Below are 26,605 nucleotides of genomic sequence, written 5' to 3'. Positions count from 1 at the left end.
TCCAAAAAAAGGTATGGCATTAAGCCACACCTTTTCACATTAAACAAAATTCCTCGCATCATTATTTCTTCCAAACTTATAAATAGCAATTAAGAAGAATGCAATTGCGAAAGCGAATAAAATTAAAATGTTTAAATACAACTCCGAGAATGGTATTCCTTGTTGTAGTTTCGATACTGTGTCTAACAACCAGCGCTGTGGAAGAAAATTAGCTACTTTTTGTACTGCACTTGGCATAATGTCATATGGGAAATAACAACCCGCTAGTAAGCATGTTGGTACAATGACCATGTTTTGCATCGCATTTGCCGATGCTGAGTTTTTCGAAAAAGCTACAAGGACTAATGATATTCCAATTGCGATTAATGCAAATAGCATTAGTACGCCCATCATCACTATGAAAGGCATATTGATATTCGTATGAAAAACATTCGTTAGGAATAGGATTGTAATCAAAATTTGTACTGTTAGTATTATCATATTTACCCCGACATTAGATAATATGAACTTCTTCCCATCTATCGGCGTTGATAATAGTCTAAAGTACGTTCTATTCTCTTTTTCTTTTAAAATATGACCTGATAAGTTCGCTGCTGAAAACAGCATAAACATAATAAGGTAACCCATCGTTTGATTTGTCATATCTTTATTTTTCGAAGTATCTTCTAGCGTCTCAGTTTTCATTTTAAATGAACTTTTTTGATACCCTGCGTACATATTGTCGAATGTACTTTGATCTGTTCCTGCTACTTTACTAATAGCTGCTATATTATCAATATAATTATATAAATATGATTTTATAAATCCTGTTACTTGATCACCTTTAATCGATGAAATTTCAATATGCTCTGGTTTCCCTTCTCGAACACTTTTTGAAAAACCAGAATCTAATGTAATAACTCCATCAAGTTTTTTGGAAGTGAGTTTATCTTCTACTTCAGACTCCTTAACCTTACTCACATTCACATGATTTAATCCTTCTAAAAACTTTATCGTATCATTTGCTATTGGCTCATTTTCTTTATTTACAATCCCGATATTTAACGTTCCTTGCCCTGCATTTCCGTATATCGAAAAGGAAATGAGCGTCCCTATTATCGGCAAGCTAATTATAATGAGTAAACTTTTTTTATTTTTCAAAAGCACAGATAACGTTTTTTGTATGAGCCATAAAATATCCTTCATGCTATAGCCCCTCCCGTCTACGTAATGCAATAATTGCAATTAATAAAAAGAGTGCTGAAATTCCAATGTTTAAAGAAATGACTGGTAGTGCTGCCCCTACATCATTTGCATAAATAATTTTCATAACAGCTGTATTTGCCCAAGTTAATGGCGATAAATTCGTAACGAAATTTTCTTCTACTACGAAATATGCACCTCCAAAAATAGAAGCTAATTGCACAACAACCATAATAATTGCCCTAGACGCTTCAGCTGTTTTCGTGATATATCCGATTCCTAAACCGAAGCTAATTGCTAGAAAGACTTGTGTTAATAAAATAAGAAATATAATTCCAAGATGGTCGCCCCAATTCGCTTGAAAAACAAATTTACTAAATAACATGACGAGTAATATGCACAGGGCATTTGCTACTAGGCTACCAAGTACTTTTCCAATGAATATTTCAGCTTTACTTATAGGTGCAGCAATGAGACGATCTCCTGTTTTACGTATTCGTTCTCCTCGAATTAAAGAACTCGCTCCCATCGCAGCATATAGTGCAATCATCGTTGTCATTACAACCGCATAGTAATCCATAGAACCTGGTTTTTTCGCAGCTTGTAAAGATGTTTCTTTTATATAATCATTATGATTTCCGTTTGAAATAACCGTACTAACCTTAGTAGGATCTACTTTTGCAACTTCGACCGCTACATTGTACTTATCAACAAATGTTGTAAGCATTCCTTCCACAATACTTCCCTCAATACTACTTTTGTCACTCCCATAAAATTTTGCACCATCTTTATTTAACTCTACATAAGCGGCATATTTATTTTGCTTCACTTCTTCTTTCCCATCTATACTACCGGAAGCTTTTTTAAAATGAATACCTGATTTATCCACTTCTTTCGTAAATGCTTCAAATGATTGAGAAAACGTGCTACTCGCTTCATCTTTATATAGCACTTGTATATCTTTAATCGAATGACTATCACTATTAAATGCGTTGGTTAACGCTGTTCCTAACACAAGCATAAGCACAATCGGAAATGCTAACATAAAAACTAAAGTTCTTACGTCTCTGAAATCTCTTTTAATATGCATAATTGCAATATTGAAGATGTTCAATTGATGAACCTCCCTTTACCTTTTCTTCATTTACTTTTTATTTATCTCGTAAGTTTCTTCCTGTCAATGTAAGGAATACTGTTTCTAAGTTGGGAGCCTGCTCCTCTAATGAACGAATTTCAATATCATGATTGATACAGTGTTGAATGATTTTATTTAAATTATTTAATCCCGCATCAGAATTCACTTTAATTACGTTTTCTTCAATTTGAACTGCTTTCACACCGTTTATCTCTTTTAATTTTTCTACATCTAAATTCTCTACCGATTTCACTTCAATCCAAATATCTTTCGTGTCAGTAATAATTGCTTTTAACTGTTCTTTCGTACCTTCTGCAATTACTTTACCGTGATCTACTATCGCTATTTTCGTACAAATCTCTTCTACCTCTTCCATGTAATGACTCGTATAAATAATTGTACTTCCCATTTCATTTAATTTACGTACTGACTGCAAAATGTAGTTTCTTGACTGTGGATCAATTCCTACTGTCGGCTCATCCATAATAATTAATTTCGGTCTATGTGCAATTGCACAAGCAATATTCAATCTTCTTTTCATCCCGCCAGAAAAGTTCTTCGGATAGCTTTTCTGTTTATCACTAAGTCCTACAAATTGAAGAGCTTCCTCTACCCTAGCTTTTAATTCGGCTCCTCGTAATCCGTACAACCCAGCAAAGAATTTCACATTTTCATAGGCAGTTAGCTCTTCATAAATCGCAATATCTTGCGGAACAATACCGATATTCATTTTCGCAAATCGATTATGTTTCTTTATATTTTTTCCTAATATGCTAATTTCACCTTCATTACTTCTTAACAAACCAGCAATCATATTTATCGTTGTACTCTTACCAGCACCATTTGATCCTAAAAAGCCAAATATTTCTCCTTCTTTAATAGATAAAGACATATTATCAACTGCGATGAAATCACCAAATTTTTTCGTTAAATTTTTAATTTCTAATGTATTCATCATTTCACCCCTATTTCGGTTTCTCTGCTGTTATTATAAACAAAAAGAATGAACCTGCTCAGTGCAGAAATTCATTCTTTTCACATGAGAATATTCACTTTTTTCATATGAGATGGTTCATCTTCATCCCATTCTCTTATATCGGAAACAACATTGTCACTGAAAAACCACTTGTTCCATCTACAATAATTTTTCCGTTTACTGATGCTGTTCGCTCCTCCATCCCCATAATACCGAGACCTTTCTTAACAAAAGCTGCGCCTTTCCCGTTATCCTTCACTTGCACCTTAACCATCTTGTTAAGCACATGAATATCTATAGAAATAACTGTCGCATCAGCATATTTCATTGCATTTGTTAGTGCTTCTGTAACATTTTCACCGATAATTTTCCACTGAATGGGAGAAATCATATCTAAGTTCCCTTTGTATACAAAAGGAATATTCACATCATTCTTACCGGCAAATTCCTCTATGAATAATTTCATACGATGAATGCCAATTTGCTCAGTTGGTGGCTTCATATTTTTTAATGTAATGCGAATACTTTCAATTCCATCTTTTGAAATGTGAATTGCATTTTGTAATAACTCCGCAGATTTTTCTTTATCTATTTCCATTAATCTTTTTGCTGCTTCCATTTGAATAAGTGCACCCGTCATCGAGTGACCAATTTTATCATGAATTTCTTGCGATAACCGATTTCTCTCTTCTAGCTTAAATGTGTATTCAGATTGTCTTATGTACTCTTTATTTTCATGTAAGCTTTTCGTAAGTCGTTGCATATCTTTTCGCATCTTATCATTTTGCGATTCAAGCTTTACTACACGCGATATATATCGATCTGCCATAGTTAAAACGAGAAAAGAAAATGCAACAATTAATCCATAAGTCATTCGAATACTTTCATCTGCAATCGTAATTGGGAGCATCATAACGACAAAGCGTGGCCAATTCTTTTCTATGTAATGGAATGTAATTTCGTATAAGTTCAAAGGTAAAAACAAAATAAAAAATGGATGAACCCTCCATGTAAATAACATAACTATGCCAATGGACATACAGATTAATATTTTTTTATACATATCTTTTTTAAATATAGAAATCATTACGTTTACAGAGAGGTAAATAAGTAATGTAAATATAACCCATGGTAAATTTGCTACATTTGCGTAAATATAACTAAACACAATATATAAAAAGACAATTAATTTACTTACAGTTAACCAAAACTCCATATCATTAATCTACTTTCCCTGTTAAGTAATAAATCGCAATTTGTGTGCGATGTTCAAGTCCAGTTTTCCCTAAAACTGACGTAATATAATTTGCAATTGTTCCCTCAGATATAAAAAGCTGTTTCGAAATTTCTTTATTTGAGAAACCTTTTGCAATTAATGCGATAATACTAAGCTCCCTTTCTGTGAAAAGACTCTTATCAATTTTACATTCTTCCTCTTTACTTTCCATTAAATTAGACTTAATTTTATCGAGGACAACATCTTGCATAACAGTTTGACCGTTATATACTCCTTTTATCGCATCACGAATACGCTCCGGATCGTTATTTTTTAATAAATAACCTTTCGCTCCGTTTTTTACTGCATCCAAAATATACTCATCATCATCAAACGTCGTTAAAATAAGCGGTTTTGTTTTCGTCTCTTCACAAATGAACTTCGTCGCCTCTACACCGTTCATATTTGGCATACGAACATCTAAAAGAGCAATATCAACTTCATGCTTTTTACAATATGCTACAGCTTCTTCCCCATCATTTACAGTATCTACCACTTCGAACTCTTCGTATGTATTTAAAATAATTTTCATGCCTTCTCTAATAAAAGAGTTATCATCCGCTATTAATATTTTAATTTTCATGTTTGTTAGTATGGCCCTTCCCCTACTAACATTCACATCCTTTCTTCCCGTAACATTTCCTACTTGCTCATTATATACTTCTCTTTACCATTTTTTCACACCTTTTTTCATCTAGCTCTCCTACAAAAAATATATTATTCTTTTTTTACAATATGTGTAGGGTGACTTATCATTCTTTACGTCTATATAATAGAATGCGTCAAAAAGGAGGGAGAGACCGATTGAGGAAAAACAATTAATTGAAAAAGCAAAGCAAGGAAGCGAGCATGCTTTTCGTATCCTTGTACAAACATATCGTCATTATATTTTTCAAGTTATCTTTTCTATTTTAAGACATGAAGAAGATGCGAAAGATGTTACACAAGAAGTATTCGTAAAAATTCACACCTCTCTCCCAAATTATCAATTTCGCGGATTAAAAACGTGGATGGCACGTATTGCCACCAATCACGCTATTGATTATAAGAGAAAGAAAGCTAGAGAAAACGAAGAACTCTCCTTATGTAAAGAAACAGAGGAAAATATAAAATCCTCTCATAACATTGAAGCTTTACTATTGACGAAAGAGCAAAAATTACTCATTGCTCAAAAACTGAGAGAACTTCCCGAAAATTACCGTGACGTCGTTCTCGCACATTACTTAGAAGAAAAAAGTTATCAAGAAATTGCTTTACAGGAAAACATCGAAGTAAAAACAGTCGAAATGAAACTGTATCGGGCACGAAAATGGATTAAAAAACATTGGAAGGAGGAAGAGTTTCTATGATGCATTATTCAAAAGAAGATTGGCGCAATTATACATTAGATTTTATAGAAAGCAATGAACGTGAATCTATGGAAGAACATCTTTATGAATGTGATGATTGTTTAGCACTTTATATGGAAAGTATTGATGAACAACATGAAAACCTTCCAATGATAAATGATGATTCATTTACGAACGAAGTTATGACGCAAATTAATTTTGAAACACTACAGTCTAATAAAAATATAAAAACAAACTCACTAAAGCGCACAATCATTCACTACATAATTGCGACTGCGGCTACAATTATTTTTATGGTAAGTGGTTTATTCCAATATATTTTTACAGCGACATCAAATTTCGAGAAATCTTCAAAACATAACGAGTCTTCTATTTCACAACAAATTGTAAACAAATCGGTAGACACATCCAAAAAGAACGGAGGTTCAAAGCATGAATAAAAATCCCTTTTTAGCACTTGTATTAGGGCTAATTCCTGGGCTTGGACATTTATACTTAAAAAAGCTAGGACGGTTTATTTTATATAGCGGAGGATCTTTATTTCTATTCTCCTTTGCAGTATTTTGTACAATAGTAGTAAGAGAACGTGATATTGCTTTTCTTTCTCTATTTTTACTAGCCGTTCTATGGGCAATTAACTTACTAGATTTAGTTATCACCATTATAAAACAAACGAAAAAACAAGAAGCTGGAGAATTGATAAATTCCTCTAAAGAGAGCGAACGATTTTATATCATTCTCCTATCTATCATCCCTGGACTTGGCCATTTCCAATTAGGACTTATGCAACGCGGTCTTACGTTTTTAGTCGCTTGCGCTGGCTTAGGCAGCATGATTATATTTGTGACTTTATTAACATCTCAAGGAAGTTTCCTTATCTTCCTTATTACGTTACCTGTTTTATGGATTTATAATTTCTTTGACGTTGTTCAGCAACTACAGAAAAAAGAACGCGACGAGCAATTAATTGACCGTACTATTTTCGAAGATTTTGAAGAACATCAAGAGCAGGGAAAGAAAAGTAAAACATTTGCTTCTATTTTAGCGATGTTCCCTGGAGCAGGTCATATGTATTTAGGCTTACAACGCCGTGGTCTTCAGCTTATGGCAGCCTTCTTACTATCTATTTATTTACTCGACTTATTAAGACTTTCTGCATTTTTGTTTTTAGTACCAATCATTTGGTTCTATAGCTTTTTTGATGCGTTACAGCAAACAGCAAAATACGGAAAAGAACGAGTTCAAGACGAACCCATTATCGATTATTTTATAAATCATCAAAGATGGATCGGTATCGGATTAATTACACTCGGTGGTTATTATTTATTAAATCAAACAGTCCTTCCTATTTTGAATGATTATTTTGCAACTATATTTAATATTCATCTTAGTGAACTATATTATCGCTATTTCCAAACATCTATCGTTGCGTTCCTTTTAATTGGCGGCGGCTTTAAATTGTTACTTGGAAATAAAGAAAACAAAGGTGGGACAAGCGAATGAGGACTTGGCGTGTTGGAACATTCTCAATGGGGCTTTCTATTATATCGTTAGGATGCTTTTTACTATTTTCAGTCGTAAAAGGAATTCAAGTATTAGATACACTAACTGCATGGTGGCCAGTTTTACTTATCATACTTGGAGCCGAAGTTTTACTATATCTTCTATTTTCTAAGAAGGAACAATCATTTATTAAATATGATATTTTTAGTATTTTCTTTATCGGCGTTTTAGGAAGCGTCGGAATTGCTTTTTACTGTTTATTATCAACTGGATTACTAGAAGAAGTTCGTCATTCTATTAACACAACGAGGCAAACGAGTAATATTCCAGACGGACAATTTGATATACCTGAATCTATCAAAAAAATCGTAGTAGATGCAGGACATCAACCTCTAACGATAGAGGGAAATAATACAAATCAAATTCATCTTTTGGGAACTTATGAAATGACAACGAAAGCAAATGAAAAACTCAATTTAAAACGAGATGATTTCCTTTCAGTTCAAACGGCTGGAGAAACGATGTATATCACTTTAAAATCATTACCTGTTCAGCATACGTTATTTAATTCAGCACCACAGGTGAAACCAACGCTTGTTCTTCCGCAAAATAAAAATGTGGAAATCCGCGCTTCAAATAACGAACTATCTCTTTATCCAGGTCAATTACAAAATAATTGGTTTGTACAGGAAAGCTCAAGAGTGTCTGTCCATCTTGCAAAAGAAAGTGATATATCTTTAACAGCAGTAACGAATCAAAAAGAAACACATGGAAGTACACCTTGGGAACAAGTAGAAGATTTAACGAAAAACGAAAATACTTCTTCAGAAGAACATCCAGAATTAAACAACCAAGAACATTGGTATAAAAATTCGATTAAAACTGGAAATGGGACGTACAAGTTAAATATTGAGAAAGCTTATAATTTGAATATGAGTGTTCTCGAAAAATAAAAAACCTTCCGCAATTGCGGAAGGTTTTTCTCATATAATCGCTTTAATTCCTTCTAACACTAATCCAATCATAAATCCGCAAACAGCCCCGTTTACTCGGATCCACTGTAAATCTTTACCGACGTTATTTTCAATCATTTCGATTAACGTCTTATCATCTAACTTATCAAGGTTTTCTTGTACAAGCTTACCAATTTTCGAATGGTTCTTCTCAACAAGACTTACAACTTGTTTTTGTAACCAATCTTCTATTTTTTGAACTGTCTGTTCATCTTCTTTTATTTTATTCATTTGTTTTTGTAAAAATGGAATAACATATTTATCAGCAAATTCTTCATTATTTACAAAAGCAACTGCTCTTTGCTGTATTTGCTCTAGCATCTCTTTTATTTTGTCAGTAGCATTCCAATTGGCAATCCATTTTTCTTTCCAATTTTCTAATTCTTGTAGTAACGCTTCATTTTCTTTTACATTTATAATTTCTTGACGAATTTTCGCTAATATAAGTTGTCTCGTGCTATTATCTGCATCTTGTAAGCTGTTAATATTGCTAATAATAAACTTCTGCAAAATGCCGCCAATTTTATCTTCATCTACAATATTCATAAACGATTTCAATGTAAACTGTAAGAATCCATCTACTTTTATATTTTCCATCGCCTTCATACCTAAACTTCCAAGCTGGTAGCGTGCTTCATCTTGCGCTGTCCAATCTTTCACTTTTACTAAAATGTAATCAAGTGTCTTCTCATCATATTCTTGCACAACTAATTGATCAACAAGCACTTGTAAGATGTTACTTGTATTAATTATATGTAAATACGTCTTTAATTCTTTTTCAATAATAACCGCTAATTTTTCTGTATCGATTGAAACTATCGCCTTCTCAGCAATCGTTACAATGCCTTTTTTCACAGCATCAGACTGTATTTCTCTCTCTGCAATTTGTAGCACCATTTGTGCTAGCTGCATTTCTTTTACTTTATTCGTAATACTTTCTTTCGTTAGCCACTCATTTTCTAACGTATTGATGAGCCCTTTCGTTACTCGTTTACGGTTTTTAGGTAACAAAGCTGTATGCGGAATTGGAATTCCCATCGGGTGACGGAATAATGCTGTAACTGCGAACCAATCTGCAAGCCCGCCAACTAACCCAGCTTCAAATCCCCCTTGTATAATCTCTCCAGCTATCGTTCCTTGAAAAGGGATAGAAGCCGCAAAGCCTACACCCATAACCCCAAGCGAAATACCCGCTATATATTTAGTCTGTAATGACATCGTATACACATCCTCTTATTATGTAAAATAAAGCTTTTTGTTGTATTTATTCAATATTAGTTATCCTTTATATATACTATAAAGAACTATTGTGAAAATAACAAAGATTTTTATGTACATGAAAAAATGAGGCTACAACTAGCCTCATTTTTCTTATACCGTTAATTCCAAACCTTTCCTATAATATTCATTCATTACATCTTTTGGAACCATACTTCCACCCGTTCCCCACACAATATGAGTACCTTTTTTCACCTTCTCTGTTAACTGTTGCTTTTGTAAATACTCATCTTCTTTACATACTTTCACTGGCCCTATCATACCTGCTAGTGCAGAGGGCTCTAAATAAATATTCTCCGTATCAGCTAGTTCTTTTAACAATCTATATAACTCTTCATCGCTTACTGTGTAATTCCCACTCAAAAATGGTTCCATCGTTTTCCCGACAAATCCAGACGGTCTTCCTACCGCTAGTCCGTCCGCGTCTGTTACATTATCAATCCCGATATCTTGAACAGCAATTTTATCATGAAGTCCTGTCATTAAGCCGAGTAACATACATGGAGAGTGCGTAGGCTCTGCAAAGAAACAATGAACATTGTCTTTATACAATAACTTTAAACCGAATGCTACTCCACCCGGTCCTCCTCCTACTCCGCACGGAAGGTAAACAAATAAAGGATGGTCTTTATCTACTACAACCTCTAACTCTTCTAATTGCTTTTGTAATCGTGATGCTGCTACTGCGTATCCTAAAAATAAATCATGTGAGTTTTCATCGTCTACAAAATAACAGCTAGGATCCGCATCCGCTTGTCTTCTTCCTTCTTCTACTGCTTTACTATAATCATCTTCATATTCAATAACGTTTACACCTTTACTTCTTAATAAATCTTTCTTCCATTCTTTTGCGTCTGCTGACATATGAACAGTTACATTAAAACCTAGATTCGCACTCATAATCCCTATGCTAAGTCCTAAATTCCCTGTAGAACCTACTGCAATTGAATGTTTGGCAAAAAACTCTCTACATGTATCACTATCTAAAATGGAATAATCATCTTCTTCTGTTAACATACCGTGCTGCAATGCTAGTTGTTCAGCATGTTTCAACACTTCATAAATGCCGCCCCTAGCTTTAATTGATCCTGATATCGGAAGATGACTATCACATTTTAATAATAATTCTCCTAAAATAGGTTGCTTGTAAGTTGTCTCTAAAGCTTCTTTCATAGAAGGTATTTTTACTAAAGGTGATTCGATTATGCCGTTCGTCCCTTTCGTTTCAGGAAAAACTTTCGCAATATATGGTGCAAAACGCTTTAATCTCTCTTCCGCATCTTTTACATTCTCTTCATTAAGTGGTGAATCTTTTATTGCCCTTTCATACTTTTCTATGTGTGGGTTTATCCAAAATACTTCTTCTGTTGCAATAAGTTTATTCACTAATGGGTATTCTGCTTGTAATGCCCCTATTTCTTTCATTTTGTTTCCTCCTTATATCCTTGTAGCTCACCATATAATAAATTATAATTAAATTAATTTTAATATAGTTTAACACAAATCGTTCACTTTAGTTAATTTTAATTTAATTTATTTAAATATAATTTAATAATCCTTAAGGAGATTTTCATTATGGAAAATATAGATATTGGTAAAAAAATTGAAAAACAAAGAAAAGAAAAAGGTTTAACTAGTAAAGAACTAGCAAAGATGGCCAATATTACACCATCTATGTTAAGTCAAATTGAACGTGGGTCCGCTAACCCTTCTATTCAAACATTAAAAGTGCTTGCTAAAGCTCTTGATGTACCAACATTTAGCTTTTTACTTGAAGATACAAATACAGACGATTTAATTGTACGTTCCCATAAACGAAAGAAAATGATTATCGATAATTTATCATATGAAATGCTTTCACCTGATTTCACTGGAAATTTAGCAACAGCAATTATGACCGTCCCGCCTAATACAGCTTCATCAGAAAATGTGCTAGAACATAAAGGAGAAGAATTAGCATTTGTCTTAGAAGGGAAAATCACATTATATTTAAATGAGGAAGAATACGTATTAGAAACTGGTGACAGTGTAAAAATACCTGCTTATTTAAAGCATAAATGGGTGAATCATTTTGAGAAAAATGCGGTAGTCTTATTTTCTGTTACCCCGCCGATTTTTTAATATATGTAATAAAAAAATAGCCATGTACGGGGAATATCCGTTAATGGCTATTTTTTATTTTTTAGGCACCAACAAAATCCCTAAACTAATAATACAAAAGCTCATTATTTGCTGTACTGATAGACCAAACAGAACCGAATTTTGTTCACTAACAAGCGAAATAATAATATGAGCAAACCCCTCAACAATTAGAAAAATACTTATATTCCTTCCATTTCCGAGCCTTTCATTTTTCATCCATAACAAGCCCATTATACAAAGAGCAAGGATGATCTCGTATACGAAAATAGGGTGATATAATAGTTTAGATTCATATATTTTCATTCCCCATGGTAGTGTCGTTTGTGCACCTACTTCATGATGAAATAGAAAATAAAAGATAATGCTCACACACAATCCAAAAGGCAGTACATCAAGTAAAATACGAAGCGAAAATTCTTCCTTCTTACTTTTCCAAACAATGTATACACTAGCAATTACGCATCCTACTACAATATGTTGCATACTTCCAACAGCTAATAATGCTTGCACTGGCGATTCAAAAGCCCATACAGGATTTAAAATTACTGGTGCAAACTTCCATACAAATACGATGATAAGAAACGCATTTGTTACGGCATCCATCATTTTTTCATATGATACATTTTGATGCCTCATCTTTCGTTTCATCAACATCAATCCAAATAGACTTCCAATTATAAGAGATACGGGTTGTAATCTCACGATCCACTCCATCATCACGAAATCCCCTTTTAGCTCTCAATCAATTTCTTAAATTTCTTTTCTAATTGATCTGGTGGCAATACACCTCGTACATGATCTACTATAATTCCATCCTTATTAACAAAAAATGTCGTCGGTAAAGAGAATACTTTATAATCTAGTCCAGCTACTCCGTCCATATCTAGTAGAACCGGAAACTCAAATCCATAGCGATTAGCAAATGCGCTTGCTTCTTGTACTGGGTCACTAACAGTTGCATTCACCGCAAAAATTTCAACATCCTTTTTATATTTATCATACATATGAACTAAGTCAGGTGCCTCCATTTCACACGGCCCACACCATGATGCCCAAAAATTAATAATATATGGTTTTCCCTTGGCATCATTTAACGACTGCAACTTTCCGTCTAATCCTTTTAATGTGATGCCAGGTGCTTTAAAACCTACTTGTGGTAATACTTCTTTCTCTTGTAACTCTGCTTGCTTTGCTTTTCTTTCCTTTTCTTCTTTCTTTGAATTATAAAAGTTAACCCCCGCCCAAGCGAGAGCACCTACTAGTATAATAGCAATTAGTTTCTTCACTTTTCTTCCTCCTCATTTTTAAAAACCTGTAAATCCACCGAATAGACGAATAAAGAATGCTGTAATTTTCGTCATTTGATTTGTATACAATAAAATACCTGTTACAATCATCATTCCACCGCCAATTTTCATCATGACATTGGCATATGTAACAATCCATTTTACCTTCCCAATAAAGAATGCCATCACGAAAAATGGAACCGCAAACCCAAGAGTATACGCTGTAATATAAAGAAGCGCCCCTTCAGGATTCGTCGCGCCAAGCATGAGTACAGCTGAAAATATCGGTCCAACACATGGCGTCCAACCGGCTGCATATGTCATACCGACTAAAATCGAGCGAATATATCCAGTCGATTTACTTCTATACTGCACCTTTTTCTCTGCCATAAGCCACTTAGGCTGAAACAAGCCCGTCATAAATAGCCCCATTAAAACAATAAAAATCCCACCAATTTGTTGAATCAATTTTTGGTTAGATGAAAATGTTATTCCAATCCAACTTACCGATAAACCTAACGCGTAAAATATAACCGAAAATCCGATCATAAAAAATACTGTATGTATAATCGCTGATTTTTGCATAATCCCACGATTTTCTTTTAAATCTTGAATAGACACACCTGTAATATAAGATAAATAAGATGGATATAGCGGTAAAGAGCACGGTGATATAAATGACAACACTCCCGCCCCAGCCACAAGCCAAATTGTTAAATCTGCTGCATTCATTTTATTCCCCCTAAAACACTACAATGAGTAGTGTTTATTCTTAAAAAAAGAGGCTATATGCACTCTCCGACAATAAGTACAACCGACATACAGAATAAACCTACTGTTACATATACCGAATTCGTATGTAACGGAATAGTAAGCTTAACAACCTTTTCATTTAACACTTGCTCGATTCGTAAATTTATTGCTGTTTTTGCAAATGAAGCTGTAACACATCGATTTTCCATTGTCTTTATTTTAATTAATTTTAATAACGCGCTACCTAACTCAAATGAAGATTCCATTTTTTGCATCGCATATTTATCAGCAGCTAGCTCCTGATACGTATGATATCGCTGTAACAACCCTTTTAATATCGGTATGTACATCATTCCTTCTGCTAATAGCGTAAAACAAAATAATTTTAGCGGATCCCAATTCTTTTGATGATATTCTTCATGGAAAATAATCGCATCAATTTCTTCATTTGAAAATATTTGAAGCAACCCTTCCGATATGACAACTTTCGGACGAAATAGCCCAATTGTAAATGCCGCAACTTCCGTAGTCGGCAATATATATATTTGTTTTCTTTTTCGGACGAAAGGGATAAGTACTTTTTGTAATTTTTTACTATAGAAAAATTGTCGCCAAATTCTTTTGCACACGATTAATACAGTAAGTAATAATAATCCAGCGATTATAATACGAATCAGCGATAATTCTTTCATATGTTTTTCTAACTGGAACAAGCAAAAATTTGAAAGAAGGAACATCTTATTTTGAAACAGAAATGGATATGTAACGTAATACACTAACATACTGAAAAAGAGGATACTAACAATTACTGCTAACAATACGATTTTACGCATTTGCCATTTCATTTCATTAATCCTCTCTTTTTAACTGACTCAATTTGTCTTCTAACTTTTTTATTAAAGTCGGATCAGCCTGCTCTAACTCATCTAACATATGATTTACAACTAAATCTCCAAATTCCCCCATCAATTCCTGTGTCATTTTCTTCGTTTGATTGGATAAGAATTCTTCTTTTGTTTGTACAGCACGATATATACCACTTCTTTTCACAGTCTGTTTTTCTAAGTGTAATTTCTCTACTAACCTGTTCATAACTGTCATAACAGTGTTAAAATTCACAGGTGATTCTTCACTTAATTTCTGCTGCACTTCTTTAATAGTAATACCATCGCTAGACCAAACAATCTCCATAATTTTCGCTTCAAGCGGTCCAAAGAAATGATTTAACCCGTGCTCATTTAACTTATAGTTTTGAGTAAACATTGTACAACTCCTTTCACACTACGAATTGTAGTATAAATTAAATGAAAGGTCAAACGTAAATGATATATATGAAAATTAACTATCCATAAATACATAGGCTATTCCATTCATTTTAAACCTAATTTTTCTCCAAATGTATCAAAAAGATACTGCTCTAATATTTGTACACTAAACTTCTCATTACGTCCAAGTGCAAATAATTCCCGATCTTTCGCTACGATAGTATCTAACGGAATAGCTACATTATCCACTATTTTTGTAATTTCAATTATATTACTTTTTACATTTACTTCTGTTTTAAATTCAACGTTTTCTAACACTATATGTGAACGTCTTCCTGATGCAAAAAAAGTAAAATTAGGATTTTTAACAACGCCAATTTCAGTCTCTAACGCATATAAATAGTGAAAAATTACATCTCTGTGTCCATCTTTTATTATTTTTTCATCCTTCTCATCGTCTAAGTATTCTTTCAGCTTCGTTGTAAATTCAAATCGAAAATCCACTTTTTTCACGCTCCTTCTTTGTATTTCATATTAAATAAATATATTGAAATAATTTTAACATATTGTAATACAACTTCCTATTAAAAGTAAAAACTGTTTTAAAAAATCGCTATTATTTCCGATACCCTTTTAAAATATAAGTATAAATTCAATATGAATCAATGCGTCATTATATCTATTTAAACATATTTTTTCCATATTTTGAAACATTAGTATGAAATATTATATATCAATGTATGGTTTCTAATGCATTGGTATATATAGTCAGTAGTTTCTTTACTATTCCGATATACTTAAGCTACATTTTCTAATTATTGATTACATTACGGAAGGAATGTAACTCTCTTCTATCGAATTTTTATATAACAAAAATAATTAGGTGGTGCTTTACTATGAAATTAGCTGTCATTGGTGGCGGTGATTTACAAGATTCAAATCACTTGCCTATTAATGAACGCCTTATAGAATTAACAAATAAACAGTACCCAAAAATATTGTTTATTCCAACGGCTAGTCATGATGATGAAAGCTATATAAAATTATTTTTAGACACGTTTGAAAAACAATTACATTGTGAAGTACAAATTTTACGCATTACAACAGATTCACCTTCTAAGTATGAAATAGACGAGATGATTCATTCAGCCGATTTAATTTATCTAGGTGGCGGGAACTATATTCACATGCTTACGCAATGGAAAGAACATAGACTCGATGAAAAATTATTATTGGCTCTGCAACAAGGAACACTTATTGCTGGTTATAGCGCTGGTGCTATGTGTTGGTTCACGTCTAGTATCCGATCAGATTATGAGGGTTCTGGTTATATAGAGAGTAACGGTTGGGGAATTGTTAATAAAAGATTCTGTCCACATTATAATCAATTAAACAGAATGAACGCCTTCCATTCCTTTTTACAAAATCATCAAGGGAATATAGAAGGAATTGCACTGGAGGATAATTGCGCTTTATATATTACAGAGGAATCCTTTGAGATTATCGGTGAATCGGAAAAAGCATGGGAGTTTTATATGAGTGATAAAACACTCATTAGACAACATTTTGATATAACTTTAAAAAGCTATTTGTAAACCTGCACTTACGAAAAAATGTCCCTAAGTCTAATAACTTAGGGACATTTTTCTATTTAACTAACTAATCGTGTAATTCGTTTCTTTTGCCATGAAAGCTTATAATATGCATACTGCAATAGTAAGCTGACAATAAATGCTGCTGGATACCCGATCCAAATGCCTTCTATTCCAAGACTTGTATGGTAAGAAAGATAATATGCTACGGGTACTTCTACAAGCCAAATTGAAACAACTCCAATAACAGTTGGCCAAAGTACTGTACCGCTCGCTCGCATTGTCGCACTAATAATTTGTGCATGACCGAAAATTAAATAACTCCATAACGTAATCATAACTAAACTATGAGCAATTTCAATTGTAGTTTGACTCGTTAAAAATAGTGATAAAATGTCTCTTGAGAATAAGTAAATAAGAGATATTAACACACCACCGATGACGTAGTTCATAATAATTCCGGCCTTCACAACTTTTTGCAATCTATCAAATTGATTCGCACCAATCGATTGTGCCGCAAAAATAGAAACTGTAATACCAAGGCTAACTGCTGGCATTTGTACATAACTTGCAACTTGATTCACAACGCCGTAAGCAGCTGTTGCATCCGAACCGTAACGATTTACAAATGCGATTACGGCAATTTCAGATAATGAAACTAATATCATATTAATACTCGCTGGAATACCGAGCCTTAGTAATAGCTTTAATAACTCCCCATCCATTCGAAGGTATTTTCTAACTGTTCCATCTAGTTGTAATGGGTGATTTTTCTTCTTTAAATACACAAGCATGACAATAAACGTAATAACTGTAGATATAACAGATGCATAGGCCGCTCCATACACATCTAATTTCGGAGCTCCTAACCATCCAAAAATAAGAATCGGTAATAAGATCATATTTAGCGCTGTACTTACAATTAAAAAGTAAAATGGCGTTTTAGAATCTCCTGTACCTCTCATAAATGTTGTATATGCGAAATATAAAAATAATACTGGCATCGATATAAATAAAATCCGTGCATAATGTACACTTATTTCAATAATATTTTCTGGCGTTCCCATTAGACGCATAATATCCATCGCAAAAATACTGCCTATTATCGCCAACACAACTCCAATAATAAAGGTAAACGTCAACGTCGTACCAACGATAGCTTTTAAACGATCTTCGTTTTTAGCACCAAACGCCTGACCAATTAAAATAGAGCTTCCTGAACCGATACCAATTACAAATGAAACGAGCAAGAAAAATAATGGGAAGAATGCTGATATAGCCGCTAAATCATTAACTCCAAGCCATCTTCCTACTACTACCATACCAAATAATTGTCCAACTGATTGTAGTACATTACTTAATAATAACGGTACTAAAAACATCGACATCGATTTCCAAATCGGTTTACTCTCACTTTCCAACTTATGTGACTCCGCACCTTCTTTATTGTTATCTGCAGGTGGTTTCAAATTTCATTTCTCCTTTTATTAAACATCTATTTTCAATCTCTATCTCTTTGTATAGTTGTTATAATACTGTGCTTCTATTCATTTTCTTTTCGTATGATTATAACTTCACCCAATATTGACTTCCATCGGCTGTTCGATCTAAAAATCCATATTCGATTAAATATCTTCTTAAAGTTACAAAATCAGGGTATACATTTTCTATCACTGTATTTACTTCTTTTTCAGTATACTTTTTATTACTATCAAACTTCTTCACTAAATGGCGCAATATAATTAATTTACGCTTTTGTTTCTTCGGAAATTTAGAGAGAGGTCCATCTAATCCTTCTGTAAAATGAGCTTTTAATACTTCATCATTTTCTTCTTCCGTAATATTGTATCGATCATCCACCATCGTTGCTGTTCTATGAATTGGCACAAATTTCGTTTGTACTTTTGATTTTTCTTCTGATAATTCCATTAGCGCTAAAAATACTTTTGCTTGCTTCATTTTCTCTCGCAGTGTAAATCGATGATTACGAATTGTTGATGTACTTCCGCCATCCATCTCTTTTACAATTTCTTTATCATTCAGTCCCATATGGAAAAACTGAACCATTTTCTTTTGTAAATCCGTTAAACCAGTAAATTTCTTATCCATATTTAACAAATAATCAAACATAGACGTATGCTCATTTTGAATATGCAATTGGACGAACTTCTCTGCTTCATACAAAACTTGATTATCTTGATAAATAACACCTTTAATAAATGTTTCACCACAAGCTAAGCAAATGTACCCCTCTTTTTCTTCATCAAACACATACCCTTTCTTTAATTCCTCTATTGACGCATCCCAAAACTTCTCTGAAATATCGCTCATACTAAACACTCCTTCAAAATGTTTATTTAAAAACCAAACAAATCACTATATCGTTTATTATCACTTCATCATCTTATCACAACACAAACAAACATTTCAACGTTTCGTTTGCCCATTTTATAAACTTTTATAAAAACATCTATCGAAAGGATTTAATACAACGAAAAGCGAATATGTTTATACAAATTCATTTTATAGGATGTAAAATAGAACATGAATATTCTTCAAGACCTATGGTTTACCGTTAAGTAAATTGCACAGAATACATATGCGATTAGTGAATATGAAACCGGTATTCACTCATTCCAAAACTTCAGTATTCAATTTTAACTACAAAAAAGATGTTTCCGTATAAGAAAACACCTTTTACTTTTTATCCCGCTATTTACCGGGCAGTAAGCCTCCCACTGATTAACGTTTCACTTTATATATTCTATTTACAGTCTCTACTAAAACCTTACTTGCTTGTACAAATGTATGCTTTCGATTTCTATCTTCAACAAATTTATTAGCACAACTACTCATAATCATCATACAACTAATTATGACTAACGCTATCTTTCTATTCTTGTAAGTCACTTTATGCCACTCCACTATTACAAAACTTCTTTTGAATTTATCCCATCAAGAAATTTTACATGAATAATAAAATGTATGAATATGCAATTCTGCATATTCACACGTTTTATCACAATGTTATGATTTAATTTAGTTAAAGGACAAGTATACTGAGGTGACTAACTTGAAGTTTAAAGCGAAAAAAAATCCATTCCACGTCATTTTCATTACATTATTTATAATTATTTTTTTCATTTCGCTATTCTTCCAAAATGAAAATTCTATTTTTTTCACCCTCATGATGCTATTAAACATCGTGAATCTTTCTTCATTCTATTTCTCTCACTACAACATAACGGAATCATCTCTTGTTGTAAAACACGGTTTCATTTTTCATACTGAAATTCCATTTGAAGATATTCGTCACGTTAAATACTCTGGTAAAAAACTTCATTCAAAAAAATGGACTAGACAACAATTAGAAATCCATTACAATTTATTTGACTCAGTGACCACTTTCGTACCACTAGAAGAAGAAAAATTCATTTCACTCTTAAAAGACAACTGCCCACAGATGAAAGTAATGAATACGCCTGCTAACAAATAATATATTTTGAAGCTTGTAGTATTGCAAGTAGATGAAACATAAAAATGAACATCAAAAAAGCCAAGATTCTATAATAAGAACCTTGGCTTTCTCTATTACTCTTTTGGAGCAATCATTTTCTTTGGATCTACAATTTCATCAAATTGCTCTTCTGTTAGTAGCCCAGATTGCAATGCTGCTTCTTTTAAAGTTAACCCTTCTTTATGAGCATGCTTCGCAATTTTCGCTGCATTTTCATATCCGATATGTGGGTTTAGCGCTGTTACAAGCATTAGTGAACGATTCACATTTTCATTAATTACTTCTTCATCTGCTTCAATACCAACTGCACAATTGTCATTAAACGAAACAATTGCATCCGCTAATAAGTGAGCTGATTGTAAGAAGTTATAAGCAATAACAGGTTTAAATACATTTAACTCAAAGTTACCTTGGCTCGCAGCAAATCCGATTGTTGCATCATTCCCCATCACTTGCGCTACAATCATCGTTAATGCTTCACTTTGCGTTGGATTTACTTTCCCTGGCATAATAGAGCTTCCCGGTTCATTTGCTGGAATAATAATTTCTCCAAGACCACTACGTGGACCACTTGCAAGCCAACGTACATCGTTAGCGATTTTCATTAAATCCGCAGCTAATGCTTTTAATGCACCGTGAGTATATACAACTTCATCATGGCTCGTTAATGCATGGAACTTATTTGGTGCAGAAACAAATTGTTTACCTGTAAATTGACTAATTTCCTCTGATACCATCTCACCAAATTTAGGATGAGCATTGATACCTGTTCCAACCGCAGTTCCACCAATTGCTAACTCTTTCATATATGTATTACTCTCTGCAATCATACGCTCTGTTTTTTCAAGCATACGGTGCCATCCGCTAATTTCTTGCCCTAAAGTTAACGGCGTTGCATCTTGTAAATGTGTACGACCAATTTTTATAATATGTTCAAATGCAGTTACTTTTTCTGCTAAAGTTTCTTTTAATTTCGTAATTGCTGGTAATACGTGATTTTCTACTGCGATTACACAAGCTACATGAAGCGCCGTTGGAAATGTATCATTTGAACTTTGTGACATGTTCACATCATCATTCGGATGAATATGTACCTCAGATCCCTTCTCTTTCAAAATGTGATTCCCACGATTTGCAATTACTTCATTCACATTCATATTTGACTGCGTACCACTACCTGTTTGCCATACGACAAGCGGAAAATGTTCATTCCATTTCCCTGCAATGACTTCGTCAGCTGCTGCAACAATTGCTTCTGCTTTTTCTTCTGATAGCTTTCCTAATTTTTGATTGGTAAGTGCTGCACTCTTCTTTAAAATTGCAAATGCTTTTACAATTTCAAGCGGCATTTGCTCTGTTCCAATTGGAAAGTTTTCTTTACTACGTTGTGTTTGTGCTGCCCATAATTTATCAGCTGGAACTTTTATTTCTCCTAATGTATCTCTTTCAATTCTGTACTCCATGTTTTCATCCCCTTGAAAATATAATACCTACATCTCTTATAATAACAGACTTTCTCTTAAATGATAAGAATTCTCACTCTTATATATAGATATTCTATATTTATTTTAAAAAATTCCTCTTGACCTAAACTTAAGTTTAGGCTGTATCCTTTCCATTGTAACCTACTATAACACTACTGGAGGAATTCAATATGAAAAAATATGCTTTTATAACAGGTGCAAATAAAGGAATTGGATATGAACTTGTTCGTCAATTAGCAGAAAAAGATTATCACGTATTTTTAGGTGCTCGCAATGAACAACTTGGACAACAAGCCGTAGAATCTTTAAATGTTTCAAACGTTTCCTATATTCAAGTAGATATTTCAAATTCACAATCCATTCAAGAAGCAACAAAGAAAATTTACGAAACGACTGACCACTTACATTTATTAATTAATAACGCAGGCATAGCGCTAGACTTCAATATACTACCTAGTGAATTAAATATTGAAACTTTACGCCAAGGATTTGAAGTTAATTTTTTTGGAACTTTCCAAATGATGCAAGCCTTTTTACCATTATTAAAGAATTCGAGCAACAGTAAAATACTAAATGTAACAACTGACATGGCCTCACTAACAATGTTTGCTAATGGTGAAACACATCCAATTAATACACTAGGATATAATTCTTCCAAAACAGCTATTAATGCTTTAACATTAGCTTTTAGTAAAGAATTTGCCACTAACGGTCCAGAAGTATTTGGGGTAACTCCTGGTTTTACAACTACGGATCTTAATGGAAATTCCCCCGGTGGCCATACAACCACTGAAAGTGCTAAAATTATTATTAAATATGCATTAAGTGAAACAAACTATAATGGTAAAATACTTAACAAAGATGGCATTATACCTTGGTAATAAAAGGATGAATGATATGTATTATACAATTGGGCAAGTCGCCAAAATGCAACATTTAACTATTTCTCAAATACGTTATTACGATAAACAAGGACTGTTTCCTTTTCTGCAAAGAAACGAAAAAGGAGATCGAGTTTTTGATGAAGAAGCACTGAAATATTTAGAAATGATTTTGTGTTTAAAAAACACCAGTATGCCAATTCAAAAAATAAAACAATTTATCGACTGGTCTATGGAAGGAGAATCTACCATCCTTCAAAGGTTAGAATTAATGAAACAACAGGAGACCAATGTCTTACAGCTCATGCAAGACACTGAAAAAAACTTAAAAAAGATACAACAAAAAATTGCTAAATATGAGAATGAAATTACTTTAGCAAATGCTATTAAAAAATAAAAAAATCACCTTCTACATATTGTAGAAGGTGATTTTTATTTTATGATGCTTGCTTTCCTTTATCTGCATCATCTACATACCAGATGAATTTGCCTGTATATCCGTAAATAACTGCTAAAATTAACGATACGAAGCTTAACCACATAAACGGAACGTATGAGAACGTTGCTACACCTAAAATACCAGCCATAAAAATACCATTATCAGACCATGGAACCATACCTGAAGTTAACGTTCCACCTACTTCTGAGTTACGCGCTAATACACGACGGTCTATTTTTAATTTATCATAGCTATCTTCCATAATTTTTGGTGTTAAAATTAGTGATACATACATCGCACAACCAAATATATTAGCTAAGAATGCCACGATTAATGTAGACAATGTTACATTACCTGCAGAATTTAATTTCTTCTCAAATTTTGATACGATTACTTTTAAAACACCTAGTTTTTCAAGTAATCCACCAAATCCTAAACCGAAAATAATAACGGCTACTGAGCCAAGCATGCCGTTAATTCCACCACGGTTTAATAACTTGTCAACAAACTCAACACCAGATTGAATTGAGAATCCGTTATAAGCTGTTCCAATCGCCTCTCCAAAGTTCATCCCTTGGAAAAGAGTTGCCCAAATTGTACCAATTAAAGCTCCCATTGCAATTGTTGGCATAGACGGTTTCTTCATCGCTAATAGAACGATAACAATGACCGCCGGAACAAGCATCCATATTTTAATATCAAATTGCTTTAATAAAGCTTCTTTTAAAAATTCTACTCGATTCAAATCTACATTATCGCCGCCATACATCCAACCAGCTACAGTAAACATAATACTAGTAATAATATAAGCCGGAACATCTAATACGAGCATAGCTCGAACGTGAGCAATAACATCTACTTTCGCCATAGAAGCTGCAAGAACTGTGCTATCAGAAAGTGGTGATAATTTGTCGCCGAAATAAGCTCCTGAAAGAACTGCACCAGCAACAAGCGGAAGTGGTAAACCAAGTCCTTCACCAATCGCCATCATAGCAATACCTGCTGTTCCCACTGTTCCCCAAGACGTTCCTGTTGCGATAGAAGTTATAGAACAAATAATTAATGTTGCTAATAGGAATATGCTAGGGTGAATAAATTCTAATCCATAATAGATTAATGTTGGTACTACCCCACCAGCAATCCATGTTCCAATTAAAGCACCTACTGCAACTAAAATCAGTATCGCTTCTAATCCGTTAGAAATCCCTTTCGTAATTGCATCTTGCAATTCTTGATAACGAAATCCTAATCTTAATCCAAGCGCAATTACTAAAAACCATGAAATAAATAGCGCTAATTGAATTGGGAGATCAAAAATCGTTTGGAAGGAAAAGACAACAGCAAGAAATAGTAATAAAAGAACTATGATTTCTAGCATCGATGGTAATCTTACACTTTTCATTTTTTTCTCTCCTTACAAGTCGATAACATGACGTATGTCGTCTTACATGTATGTAATATACAATTAGCGAAGACAAAACAAAATTTTCATATTATTTCGATTTATTTTTCCAGTATAATATATTCACAACCCTTTCTATTGTAAAAGTAGATTACGTTTTTCGCAATGAAAAATATAAAAAATGTTGTATTTTTATTTATCCCGATATTTCCGGCCAATAAGACCTCCGCCTTAAAATTCAGTAAGTACAAAGCAATTAGTTAAGAAATTAACTACTGTAAAATCCCGGATTGACATGAACGTATTAAAGCTTCACTTTATTTACAAAGAACAATCCCATACTAACTTTTTTAATATTTGCTGCAACAAAACTTTTTACAACTATCTTAACTTTTTAATTAACACCATAATTTCCCACACAAAAATAGGGCACACATCATTAAAATGATGCATGCCCTACCTTTATTTATACATATTTTGTATTTCTTCTTTATTTTTAAGTATTTCCTCAAACTTATCACTACAACCCTTCGGAAATAACACTCCCAGTCCATATGAATGCGCAAATTGAAAATGAGGGTACTTCGCTTTTACCTCATCCCAAAACTTATACACGCCGAAATCACTACTTCTAACTTCAATATCATGAAATAATACAATACCGTTTTTCGCGACTTTCGGTATCCATGTATTATAATCGTGAGAAACAGCTTCATACGTATGATAGCCATCAATATGCAAAAGATTTATCGTTTCATCTTGAAACCGGTCTACAGCATCATCAAAAGTAGATCGAATTAAATTTCCTATATTAAGGTAGTTATCGCTCACTACTTTCTCTACTATTTGAAAAACCCCTTCTCCATATGGACCTGTATGCCCATCTCCAGCCCAAGTATCTACTGCAAAGCATTTAGTCGATAACCCTCCATCTTTTACTCCCTGGCAAAAACTAAAAAAGGAGGCTCCTAAATGTGTACCTAACTCAACTAAAGTTTCTGGTTTTTCAAATCGTACTAAGTCATATGCAAAATCTAAATGTCCACTCCAAGCAGATTGTGACCGAATAATAGGACTAAATGTTTCAAATTCAAATGATGGTTTATGAGTAACCCAGTTCATCGCATAACTCCTTCTGCACATATTTTTAACAAACCAAATTACTCTTATCTTTATTTTTTTATCGCCATGATTATGATTCTATTTCATGAAAATATGAAAAATTTATTCTTTTCTATTGAGGTAAAGCATCATATACATATGGATCAGTTGGCTTATTAATTTTCTCGATTTTGTTTACTTTTACAAGTGGAAAGACTGTTCCTTTATATGTCGTTTCATCTAATAATCCTGTTATTTTCACCCATGTTTCTTCTGGAATTTTTTCAATATTTTTCCCGGTAACAATCATCCCCCAGACTGATGCATCCGCAATACAACAAGTTATGCCATATCGAGCCACTACTACTTTATTACCCGTCACATCTTTATCCTTATATATAAACCCTAAGAATGTAATTTCTTTCCCTTTAAACCAATTAACATTTTGACCAATTACATTCATTGTTTGAACATAGTCCTTATCCTTTACTTGTAGTTTACGCTGTCCTAACATACTTTTTACTACTTGCTCTTCCGTTTTATAAGTCGTTGATAAATTTGATGTTTCTTCTGGATCAACGGATACTTCTCGCCCATCAAAATTAACCTGTTCCCCCTCTTTTTCATTCCTTTCCAGACTTCTCGACTGTACACTTTGATTCATACCCCTTTTTCCTGCTAAACTTCCATCAATTGTTACACTTCCAAAGAGAAAAGCACTAACTATCGGAACAACAAATAAAACATATACAAAGAAACTTTTTATCCCTGATTTTGATGTTGTATGATGTTTACAACAATTACAATCATGCTGTTTTTCTCTTCCATCTCCCCAAACTTGTACAATACCAAAAATTAAAATTACTACAAAAGCTATATACGTAAATTTAATCATTTTTGGAGCGATAAAATTATAAATATTCCCTGTTACAAGTAGTTTAAATAAGAGCATTGCTAAACCAATTAAAATAATGCCACGTATATAGCGATGATACGCCTTCTGCTCCTCTTTCTCCATTCTTTCTCACCTC

General features: G+C 33.3%; 29 protein-coding genes. 9 read left to right on the top strand and 20 right to left on the bottom strand.

What is annotated here, in order from left to right; all coding sequences use genetic code 11:
• Positions 1 to 39 precede the first annotated feature (39 nt).
• The 5 genes from ACTFRU_RS12005 to ACTFRU_RS11985 form a co-directional block, all read right to left on the bottom strand.
• Positions 40 to 1,185, bottom strand: coding sequence for an ABC transporter permease (locus tag ACTFRU_RS12005; protein WP_000651881.1), 1,146 nt, complete (start codon positions 1,183 to 1,185; stop codon positions 40 to 42).
• 1 nt (position 1,186) lies between these two features.
• Positions 1,187 to 2,296: an ABC transporter permease gene (locus ACTFRU_RS12000; RefSeq protein WP_001020156.1), complete on the bottom strand. Its 1,110-nt coding sequence runs from the start codon at positions 2,294 to 2,296 to the stop codon at positions 1,187 to 1,189.
• A 37-nt stretch (positions 2,297 to 2,333) separates the two neighbouring features.
• Positions 2,334 to 3,272, bottom strand: coding sequence for an ABC transporter ATP-binding protein (locus tag ACTFRU_RS11995; protein WP_001093818.1), 939 nt, complete (start codon positions 3,270 to 3,272; stop codon positions 2,334 to 2,336).
• A gap of 136 nt (positions 3,273 to 3,408) precedes the next feature.
• Positions 3,409 to 4,509, bottom strand: a complete 1,101-nt coding sequence (locus tag ACTFRU_RS11990) for a sensor histidine kinase (protein WP_000397683.1) — start codon at positions 4,507 to 4,509, stop codon at positions 3,409 to 3,411.
• A gap of 4 nt (positions 4,510 to 4,513) precedes the next feature.
• Complete coding sequence (locus ACTFRU_RS11985; protein WP_000694093.1) at positions 4,514 to 5,152, bottom strand: response regulator transcription factor; 639 nt, start codon at positions 5,150 to 5,152, stop codon at positions 4,514 to 4,516.
• Between the two features lie 220 nt (positions 5,153 to 5,372).
• On the opposite strand from ACTFRU_RS11985, the gene ACTFRU_RS11980 reads away from it, so the two are divergent.
• The 4 genes from ACTFRU_RS11980 to exsE are packed head-to-tail and all read left to right on the top strand — an operon-like array spanning position 5,373 to position 8,374.
• A complete protein-coding gene (locus tag ACTFRU_RS11980; protein WP_306418681.1) occupies positions 5,373 to 5,918 on the top strand; it encodes an RNA polymerase sigma factor in 546 nt (181 codons plus the stop codon).
• Positions 5,915 to 6,358, top strand: coding sequence for a hypothetical protein (locus ACTFRU_RS11975; protein WP_000972345.1), 444 nt, complete (start codon positions 5,915 to 5,917; stop codon positions 6,356 to 6,358). Before ACTFRU_RS11980 ends, ACTFRU_RS11975 begins: the two co-directional genes overlap by 4 nt.
• Positions 6,351 to 7,421, top strand: coding sequence for a hypothetical protein (locus ACTFRU_RS11970; protein WP_166694884.1), 1,071 nt, complete (start codon positions 6,351 to 6,353; stop codon positions 7,419 to 7,421). The genes ACTFRU_RS11975 and ACTFRU_RS11970 overlap by 8 nt, the downstream gene beginning before the upstream one ends.
• The gene (exsE, locus tag ACTFRU_RS11965; RefSeq protein ID WP_001261426.1) at positions 7,418 to 8,374 is read left to right on the top strand and encodes an exosporium protein ExsE; all 957 of its coding nucleotides are present in this window, start codon (positions 7,418 to 7,420) and stop codon (positions 8,372 to 8,374) included. The genes ACTFRU_RS11970 and exsE overlap by 4 nt, the downstream gene beginning before the upstream one ends.
• A 30-nt stretch (positions 8,375 to 8,404) precedes the next feature.
• Here exsE and ACTFRU_RS11960 read toward each other — a convergent pair whose 3' ends face one another.
• Positions 8,405 to 9,652 carry a DUF445 domain-containing protein gene (locus ACTFRU_RS11960; RefSeq protein ID WP_102956140.1) on the bottom strand — a complete coding sequence of 416 codons (1,248 nt, stop codon included), beginning with the start codon at positions 9,650 to 9,652 and terminating at the stop codon, positions 8,405 to 8,407.
• A 153-nt stretch (positions 9,653 to 9,805) separates the two neighbouring features.
• On the bottom strand, positions 9,806 to 11,137 hold the full coding sequence (locus ACTFRU_RS11955) for a D-serine ammonia-lyase (RefSeq protein WP_016122258.1): 1,332 nt from the start codon (positions 11,135 to 11,137) through the stop codon (positions 9,806 to 9,808).
• 150 nt (positions 11,138 to 11,287) lie between these two features.
• On the opposite strand from ACTFRU_RS11955, the gene ACTFRU_RS11950 reads away from it, so the two are divergent.
• Positions 11,288 to 11,833, top strand: coding sequence for a helix-turn-helix domain-containing protein (locus tag ACTFRU_RS11950; protein WP_000427653.1), 546 nt, complete (start codon positions 11,288 to 11,290; stop codon positions 11,831 to 11,833).
• 54 nt (positions 11,834 to 11,887) lie between these two features.
• Here ACTFRU_RS11950 and ACTFRU_RS11945 read toward each other — a convergent pair whose 3' ends face one another.
• The 6 genes from ACTFRU_RS11945 to ACTFRU_RS11920 form a co-directional block, all read right to left on the bottom strand.
• A complete protein-coding gene (locus ACTFRU_RS11945; RefSeq protein ID WP_290102518.1) occupies positions 11,888 to 12,568 on the bottom strand; it encodes a prolipoprotein diacylglyceryl transferase family protein in 681 nt (226 codons plus the stop codon).
• Positions 12,569 to 12,585: 17 nt separating this feature from the next.
• Entirely contained in the window at positions 12,586 to 13,140 is a 555-nt protein-coding gene (locus ACTFRU_RS11940; protein ID WP_000733174.1) for a TlpA family protein disulfide reductase, read from the bottom strand.
• An 18-nt stretch (positions 13,141 to 13,158) separates the two neighbouring features.
• Positions 13,159 to 13,872, bottom strand: coding sequence for a cytochrome c-type biogenesis protein CcdA (gene ccdA / locus ACTFRU_RS11935; protein ID WP_000990443.1), 714 nt, complete (start codon positions 13,870 to 13,872; stop codon positions 13,159 to 13,161).
• A gap of 53 nt (positions 13,873 to 13,925) precedes the next feature.
• Entirely contained in the window at positions 13,926 to 14,738 is an 813-nt protein-coding gene (locus ACTFRU_RS11930) for a M56 family metallopeptidase (RefSeq protein ID WP_102956138.1), read from the bottom strand.
• A 4-nt stretch (positions 14,739 to 14,742) separates the two neighbouring features.
• Complete coding sequence (locus ACTFRU_RS11925; RefSeq protein ID WP_000495053.1) at positions 14,743 to 15,156, bottom strand: BlaI/MecI/CopY family transcriptional regulator; 414 nt, start codon at positions 15,154 to 15,156, stop codon at positions 14,743 to 14,745.
• Between the two features lie 107 nt (positions 15,157 to 15,263).
• Complete coding sequence (locus tag ACTFRU_RS11920; RefSeq protein ID WP_000347525.1) at positions 15,264 to 15,662, bottom strand: DUF3942 family protein; 399 nt, start codon at positions 15,660 to 15,662, stop codon at positions 15,264 to 15,266.
• A 392-nt stretch (positions 15,663 to 16,054) separates the two neighbouring features.
• Between ACTFRU_RS11920 and ACTFRU_RS11915 the strand changes: the two genes are divergently transcribed.
• A complete protein-coding gene (locus tag ACTFRU_RS11915) occupies positions 16,055 to 16,753 on the top strand; it encodes a peptidase E (RefSeq protein ID WP_000762111.1) in 699 nt (232 codons plus the stop codon).
• Positions 16,754 to 16,809: 56 nt separating this feature from the next.
• On the opposite strand, the gene ACTFRU_RS11910 is transcribed toward ACTFRU_RS11915, so the two are convergent.
• From ACTFRU_RS11910 to ACTFRU_RS11900, 3 genes are all read right to left on the bottom strand, one after another.
• Positions 16,810 to 18,219 (bottom strand): MATE family efflux transporter, encoded by a 1,410-nt coding sequence (locus ACTFRU_RS11910; protein ID WP_048568561.1) that lies wholly within the window; start codon positions 18,217 to 18,219, stop codon positions 16,810 to 16,812.
• Between the two features lie 97 nt (positions 18,220 to 18,316).
• Positions 18,317 to 19,081, bottom strand: a complete 765-nt coding sequence (locus ACTFRU_RS11905; RefSeq protein WP_078385197.1) for a DUF2087 domain-containing protein — start codon at positions 19,079 to 19,081, stop codon at positions 18,317 to 18,319.
• 411 nt (positions 19,082 to 19,492) lie between these two features.
• Positions 19,493 to 19,660, bottom strand: coding sequence for a hypothetical protein (locus tag ACTFRU_RS11900; RefSeq protein WP_000221433.1), 168 nt, complete (start codon positions 19,658 to 19,660; stop codon positions 19,493 to 19,495).
• A gap of 163 nt (positions 19,661 to 19,823) precedes the next feature.
• Between ACTFRU_RS11900 and ACTFRU_RS11895 the strand changes: the two genes are divergently transcribed.
• A complete protein-coding gene (locus ACTFRU_RS11895) occupies positions 19,824 to 20,246 on the top strand; it encodes a PH domain-containing protein (RefSeq protein WP_440037661.1) in 423 nt (140 codons plus the stop codon).
• A 95-nt stretch (positions 20,247 to 20,341) separates the two neighbouring features.
• On the opposite strand, the gene fumC is transcribed toward ACTFRU_RS11895, so the two are convergent.
• Positions 20,342 to 21,730: a class II fumarate hydratase gene (gene fumC, locus ACTFRU_RS11890; protein ID WP_440037660.1), complete on the bottom strand. Its 1,389-nt coding sequence runs from the start codon at positions 21,728 to 21,730 to the stop codon at positions 20,342 to 20,344.
• 191 nt (positions 21,731 to 21,921) lie between these two features.
• On the opposite strand from fumC, the gene ACTFRU_RS11885 reads away from it, so the two are divergent.
• A complete protein-coding gene (locus tag ACTFRU_RS11885) occupies positions 21,922 to 22,632 on the top strand; it encodes an SDR family NAD(P)-dependent oxidoreductase (RefSeq protein WP_006923251.1) in 711 nt (236 codons plus the stop codon).
• Positions 22,633 to 22,648: 16 nt separating this feature from the next.
• Positions 22,649 to 23,029: a MerR family transcriptional regulator gene (locus ACTFRU_RS11880; RefSeq protein WP_016122254.1), complete on the top strand. Its 381-nt coding sequence runs from the start codon at positions 22,649 to 22,651 to the stop codon at positions 23,027 to 23,029.
• 40 nt (positions 23,030 to 23,069) lie between these two features.
• Here the strand turns inward: ACTFRU_RS11880 and nhaC are convergent, their stop codons facing one another.
• The 3 genes from nhaC to ACTFRU_RS11865 all read right to left on the bottom strand — a co-directional run bounded on the left by nhaC (position 23,070) and on the right by ACTFRU_RS11865 (position 26,592).
• Entirely contained in the window at positions 23,070 to 24,473 is a 1,404-nt protein-coding gene (gene nhaC / locus ACTFRU_RS11875; RefSeq protein ID WP_368970574.1) for a Na+/H+ antiporter NhaC, read from the bottom strand.
• Between the two features lie 462 nt (positions 24,474 to 24,935).
• Positions 24,936 to 25,595 (bottom strand): class I SAM-dependent methyltransferase, encoded by a 660-nt coding sequence (locus tag ACTFRU_RS11870; protein ID WP_001104667.1) that lies wholly within the window; start codon positions 25,593 to 25,595, stop codon positions 24,936 to 24,938.
• 112 nt (positions 25,596 to 25,707) lie between these two features.
• On the bottom strand, positions 25,708 to 26,592 hold the full coding sequence (locus tag ACTFRU_RS11865; protein ID WP_078385194.1) for a TIGR03943 family putative permease subunit: 885 nt from the start codon (positions 26,590 to 26,592) through the stop codon (positions 25,708 to 25,710).
• Positions 26,593 to 26,605 lie beyond the last annotated feature (13 nt).

Source organism: Bacillus cereus group sp. MYBK220-1, from assembly GCF_051916445.1.
GTDB lineage: Bacteria > Bacillota > Bacilli > Bacillales > Bacillaceae_G > Bacillus_A > Bacillus_A cereus.
The sequence above is the reverse complement of the archived record's forward strand: the minus strand, read 5'-3'. Positions and strand labels throughout refer to the sequence as shown.

Bases quoted from the DNA above. Each gene is read 5' to 3' on its own strand.
- ACTFRU_RS12005 (WP_000651881.1), bottom strand. From the start codon at position 1,185: ATGAAGGATATTTTATGGCTCATACAAAAAACGTTATCTGTGCTTTTG.
- ACTFRU_RS11985 (WP_000694093.1), bottom strand. From the start codon at position 5,152: ATGAAAATTAAAATATTAATAGCGGATGATAACTCTTTTATTAGAGAA.
- ACTFRU_RS11930 (WP_102956138.1), bottom strand. From the start codon at position 14,738: ATGAAATGGCAAATGCGTAAAATCGTATTGTTAGCAGTAATTGTTAGT.
- fumC (WP_440037660.1), bottom strand. From the start codon at position 21,730: ATGGAGTACAGAATTGAAAGAGATACATTAGGAGAAATAAAAGTTCCA.
- ccdA (WP_000990443.1), bottom strand. From the start codon at position 13,872: ATGAATGCAGCAGATTTAACAATTTGGCTTGTGGCTGGGGCGGGAGTG.
- ACTFRU_RS11915 (WP_000762111.1), top strand. From the start codon at position 16,055: ATGAAATTAGCTGTCATTGGTGGCGGTGATTTACAAGATTCAAATCAC.
- ACTFRU_RS11995 (WP_001093818.1), bottom strand. From the start codon at position 3,272: ATGAATACATTAGAAATTAAAAATTTAACGAAAAAATTTGGTGATTTC.
- nhaC (WP_368970574.1), bottom strand. From the start codon at position 24,473: ATGAAAAGTGTAAGATTACCATCGATGCTAGAAATCATAGTTCTTTTA.
- ACTFRU_RS11885 (WP_006923251.1), top strand. From the start codon at position 21,922: ATGAAAAAATATGCTTTTATAACAGGTGCAAATAAAGGAATTGGATAT.
- ACTFRU_RS11870 (WP_001104667.1), bottom strand. From the start codon at position 25,595: ATGAACTGGGTTACTCATAAACCATCATTTGAATTTGAAACATTTAGT.
- ACTFRU_RS11865 (WP_078385194.1), bottom strand. From the start codon at position 26,592: ATGGAGAAAGAGGAGCAGAAGGCGTATCATCGCTATATACGTGGCATT.
- ACTFRU_RS11905 (WP_078385197.1), bottom strand. From the start codon at position 19,081: ATGAGCGATATTTCAGAGAAGTTTTGGGATGCGTCAATAGAGGAATTA.
- ACTFRU_RS11975 (WP_000972345.1), top strand. From the start codon at position 5,915: ATGATGCATTATTCAAAAGAAGATTGGCGCAATTATACATTAGATTTT.
- exsE (WP_001261426.1), top strand. From the start codon at position 7,418: ATGAGGACTTGGCGTGTTGGAACATTCTCAATGGGGCTTTCTATTATA.
- ACTFRU_RS11925 (WP_000495053.1), bottom strand. From the start codon at position 15,156: ATGTTTACTCAAAACTATAAGTTAAATGAGCACGGGTTAAATCATTTC.
- ACTFRU_RS11990 (WP_000397683.1), bottom strand. From the start codon at position 4,509: ATGGAGTTTTGGTTAACTGTAAGTAAATTAATTGTCTTTTTATATATT.
- ACTFRU_RS11960 (WP_102956140.1), bottom strand. From the start codon at position 9,652: ATGTCATTACAGACTAAATATATAGCGGGTATTTCGCTTGGGGTTATG.
- ACTFRU_RS11970 (WP_166694884.1), top strand. From the start codon at position 6,351: ATGAATAAAAATCCCTTTTTAGCACTTGTATTAGGGCTAATTCCTGGG.
- ACTFRU_RS11955 (WP_016122258.1), bottom strand. From the start codon at position 11,137: ATGAAAGAAATAGGGGCATTACAAGCAGAATACCCATTAGTGAATAAA.
- ACTFRU_RS11945 (WP_290102518.1), bottom strand. From the start codon at position 12,568: ATGGAGTGGATCGTGAGATTACAACCCGTATCTCTTATAATTGGAAGT.
- ACTFRU_RS11880 (WP_016122254.1), top strand. From the start codon at position 22,649: ATGTATTATACAATTGGGCAAGTCGCCAAAATGCAACATTTAACTATT.
- ACTFRU_RS11950 (WP_000427653.1), top strand. From the start codon at position 11,288: ATGGAAAATATAGATATTGGTAAAAAAATTGAAAAACAAAGAAAAGAA.